The sequence below is a fragment of the Bradyrhizobium sp. ORS 375 genome (assembly GCF_000239775.1).
GTDB lineage: Bacteria > Pseudomonadota > Alphaproteobacteria > Rhizobiales > Xanthobacteraceae > Bradyrhizobium.
The window spans coordinates 1-4,707 of sequence record NZ_CAFI01000305.1 but is presented as its reverse complement, the minus strand read 5'-3'; the positions used below and the strand labels follow the sequence as shown (position 1 = coordinate 4,707).

Annotated in this window: 2 protein-coding genes; one reads left to right on the top strand and one right to left on the bottom strand. The window is 65.1% G+C overall.

The annotated features are described in order from the left end of the window. Positions 1–1,078: 1,078 nt before the first annotated feature. Entirely contained in the window at positions 1,079–1,987 is a 909-nt protein-coding gene (locus BRAO375_RS22595; protein WP_283806093.1) for an NAD(P)-dependent oxidoreductase, read from the bottom strand. An 892-nt stretch (positions 1,988–2,879) separates the two neighbouring features. Between BRAO375_RS22595 and BRAO375_RS22590 the strand changes: the two genes are divergently transcribed. Beyond that, entirely contained in the window at positions 2,880–4,601 is a 1,722-nt protein-coding gene (locus BRAO375_RS22590) for a pyrroloquinoline quinone-dependent dehydrogenase (protein ID WP_009029764.1), read from the top strand. Positions 4,602–4,707: the final 106 nt, after the last annotated feature.

Sequence of the window (4,707 nt, the reverse complement as noted above, 5' to 3'; positions counted from 1 at the left end):
TCCACGAGTCCCGCTGCAAGTGATGCGCCCCTCGCTTCATCTTCTTCGAAAGTGACGGCGCTCGCCATCGGCGTGAGCGCCCGGAGACCCCCACCCCCAACCCCTCCCCGCAAGGGGGAGGGGAGCGCACCGTCACCGGCGCGAGAGCCGGGCTCAATTGCGTAAAGCCGAGCGTCACGCGTCTGTGGTCCCGATCGGCGTCTTGCATGCGGATCATTCTCATCGTCGCGAACAGCGCTCCGTGCTTGGAAGATCTCGGACAAACATCCTCACCCTCGCGACGCATTCCGCGCCCGAGCCATGCTTCTCGTCTCGCCCTCGAGCACTGAGGGCGCAGGGAAGGCCGGGTGCCGGTCGCACCCATGGCCCGCCAGCAAAAAAAACTGCTGGCGGCAGGAACCACAGGTACGCGCCGGATCATCCGGCCCTCCCTGCGCAACGGTTTTAACGGCTGCTTCGCGTTCTCCCTGGTGCGCCGGGCTTGTTGGCCACCATCCCCACGCGAGGCGAAAGCCCCGGCATGAGTTGATATCAGCATCGGGATATCAGGACCGCGCGACTTGACCGTGCGTGCATCGCCGTTCGTCCGCGCGAACTACGTCACGCTGCGCCGACACACGCCCATCGCATCCCACTGCCAACGTCTCGTGACGGTCGCGACACGCCCCTCATGCGGCAGCAGGGACGCGCGGAAATGTGCAGCTGATTTGCCCGACGGTGCAAGTGCGAATGCTGCGACAGACTGGCACGACGGGCAGACTATGCATGAGAAGCATTCTGATAGCTCCGCCGTCATTGCGAGCGCAGCGAAGCAATCCAGGACTCCGGGTGTGCCCCTGGATTGCTTCGTCGCTTCGCTCCTCGCAATGACTGTGGCGAGCATCAATGCCTTGCGCAGGCCGCTGAGGACCGCGATCTGTCAGATGGCGTGAGCATGTACATCGCGAATGAGGTCGGCAAGCGCTCTCACCGCTTGCACCGAGTGCGCCGGCGGCTCATTGATGACAGATGCCGTTACCCGCTGCCATCCCAGCGTCGTTCGCCAATCCAAGGCAGCCAGGAGAGCCCGATGCGCAGGTCACGTCTTGCGCGATGCCGCGATCACACGCGCCAGGACTGGCCAATACAGATCGCCGTACCCGGCCTCGACCGCCTCTCCCAGCCTCCGGTCGGCGAGCTCCGCGCCCGGCAGATCGATCTGCACGGACCTCGCGAGATCGAGGGCATAGCCGATGTCCTTGCGCGCATATTCGGTCGAGAACGCCCGCTCCGGATATGTGTCGGGCAGCATGGCCTTCATGCCGTGGTTGCGTAGCGCGAAGCTGTCGGCCGAGCCCTTGGCGAGGGTCTCGAACAGCAGCTCGGGATCGAGGCCGGCGCGCTTGGCGGTCTCCAGCGCCTCGCCGAGCGCCACCACGGTCTGCATCAGCACCATGTTGTTGAGGATCTTCACGACCTGGCCGGCGCCGACGCCGCCGCAATGGGTGATGTCGGTCGCGAACATCGCGATCAGCGTCCGCAACCCCTCGAACGTCGCCGCGTCGGCCCCCACCATCACGCTCAGCGTACCGTCCTCGGCCGCCTGCCGGGTGCGGGCGATCGGTGCATCGGCGTAGGCGGCGCCCTTCGCCGCGAAACGCGCGGCCAAGTCCCGGGTGGTCTGCACCGGCGAGGTGCCGAGATCCACGATGGTGTGACGCGCCTCGACGTGGCGGAGCAGGCCGTCATCGCCGTCGCATACGGCTTCGACATGTTTGCCGCTCGGCAACGCCATGAAGATGACGTCGGCCTCGCGCGCCAGCTCCGCCAGCGACGCGGCCCTGATGACGCCGACCTCGGCGAGCCGCTGCAGCGGCGCGTCCGCAAGGTCGAAGCCGAGCACCGTCGCGCCGGACTTCCGCGCCAGATTGCGGCACATCGGCTCGCCCATGACACCCAAGCCGATGAATCCGATCGCCGCCATTGCAAATTCCTCTTCTCCAAGAATGGAGGTCCAAGAATGGACGCCGGCGGGCGCATCGGCAAGGCGCGGCCGCCATGGCCCGACAGGCCATGGCGGAAGCCATCCGGAATCCCGTTGTCGCCCTGGATTGCTTCGTCGCTTCGCTCCTCGCAATGACGGTGGCGAGCATCGTGCCGCGTAGCCGCGCGAAGACTGCGACTATCAACTTTCATCGGCCGGGATGATCGGAATGCGAGTTCGGAGCAAGGCTGTTCGTCCCACTCTCCACTGTCCTCACCGCCTGGGGCGCAACTGCGCGCGTGGCGCGGGGACCGATACCGCGTGATGTCTGAAGTGGGCAGGTGCCGCGTTCCGCGCGCCTCACTGCATCCGGTGGCTCTGGATCCCGGATCTGCGCTCGCCGCCGCGTGCCGTCGGCGAGCTTGTCCGGGATGACGGCGGAGGAGCTGGCGTGAGTTCGTTCGCCTTGGGGCCAGCGGTTCATGATGTCCGCCCGGTGCACCGTCTTGACGCCGAGTCTCATTTTGTTTTTTGCACGTGCGATCGGGCAGCATGACTGACGAATCACTGTGGCGTGCACGACATCGCGACAAAGCCGCAAACAAGCCACGCCAGTGTCACCGATTGCGGCGCTCTCCCCGGCTTTGCGCTATGCAACTTGGCGCTGAGTGGACTTTGCTGGCGTAATCCGGCTTGCTGCATCGCCGACGCGTGGCAGGACGCTTGCGCAGCGTGATCAGCAGGACATCCTAGGCCATGCATTCACAGCGGTATAATTCGACGTTAGGTTGAGCGGCCTCTCGTCCCGTCGACACACGGCGCATCACACGAGCTCGGCGTAGCGGCAGACGATCCGGCGCAGGCGGCTCGCGACAATGCGGCGGCCACACATCAAAAACGTAGCGGAGGAAGTGCAATGATGAAGCAACGGAGACGTCTGGCTGCGCCCATCGCGCTTGCCATCACCACGATGCTGGCCGCGTCGGCGGCCTCGGCGCAAACGGTCGATACGGCGCGCATCGAAGCCGGTGGTCAGAACGATTGGCTGACCTACCACGGCTCGTACAAGTCCTATCATCACAGTCCGCTGGCGCAGATCAACACCAGCAATATCGGCAATCTCGGCGTGGCCTGGATCCACATTCCCGGGCGATCGACCCGCGGCCTGCAATCGATGCCGCTGGCCGCCGACGGCGTGCTCTACTACACGGGCTCCTACAGCCGCGTGTTCGCGCTGAATGGCGCGACCGGCGAGGTGATCTGGTCGTATTTCCCGGAGCTGGACGAGGCGCTGGTCGCGCGCCAGACCCACTCCCCCTATAACCGCGGCGTCGCGATCGGCGACGGCAAGGTGTATGTCGGCACCATGGACGGCCGGCTGATCGCGCTCGACATGAAGACCGGCAAGGTGGCCTGGGACACCAAGCTGATCGACTCGCAGAAGCTGACGGTCGGCTTCACCGGCGCGCCGCTCTATGCCAAGGGCACCATCGTGATCGGCTCGCAGGGCGGTGAATGGCCGGGGCGGGGCCCGATCTTCGGCGTCGATGCCGCGACTGGAAAGAAGAAGTGGGAATTCCTCACTGTCGCCGGCACCGAGGAGGCGATGAAGACCTGGGGTAATGATTCCTGGCGCACCGGCGGTGGTGGCGGATGGATGCCCGGCACCTACGATTCCGAAACCAACACGGTGCTCTGGGGCACAGCAAATCCGGCCCCGCTGTATGACTGGTCGGGCGCGGACTGGAAGACCCAGGGCGCCCGTCCGGGCGAGAACCTCTATACCACCTCGGTGATCGGCCTCGACCTCGATAGCGGCAAGCTCAAATTCTATCATCAGGAGCTGCCGCACGACGCCTGGGATTTCGACAGCGCGGTCGGCGAATTCCTGATGCTCGAGCGCGACGGCAAGAAGCTGGTGGTGCATCCCAACAAGGGCGGCTTCGTCTTCGTCTATGACCGCGATCTAAAGGTCAACAACGTCTGGCGGCTGGTGGAGAACATCAACTTCGTCAAGACGATCGATCCGAAGACCGGCGAACTGATCGGGCGCCGCGACTTCACGGCCGGCAAGGTGGCCGAGCCGCTCTGTCCCTATATCGGCGGCGGCATGAGCTGGAACGGCGGATCCTATAATCCGAAGACCGGCTTGTACTACAAGATCGGCCAGGAATGGTGCATGACCCTCGACGTCGTCAAGACGACGCCGGTGGTGGCGCCGCAGGCCCAGCTCAACATCGGCGCGGACTTCAAGATCGCACCGCCCCCGGGCGGCGAGATCTATGGTCATCTCGATGCGCGCGACCCGATCACCGGCGCCAAGAAGTGGGAGGTCCGCTTCCCCGAGCCGCCGATCGCGAGCGTGCTGTCGACCGGCGGCAACCTCGTGTTCGTGCCGGATGCGCGCGGCACCGTGCATGCCTATGACGCCGAGACCGGGGCCGAGCTGTGGAGCCGCAACAACGGCACCGGCCATCAGGGCGGCATCATCAGCTACTCGGTGGGCGGCAAGCAGTACATCGCGATGACCGCCGGTTTCGGCGGCATGCTGTCGGACGACTACGCGGCCACGTTCGGCGGCGTCTACAAGAGCATGCCGAGGGATGACGGCGCGCTGATCGTCTACAGCCTGAAGTAGGCCGTTGCGGATCGCGGGGGCCGGCGATGCCGGTCCCCGTGCTTTGCAGCACTCAGGCGTGTGAATACTCAGGCTATCGCGAGAACCATGCTGGCAGTTAGTTACT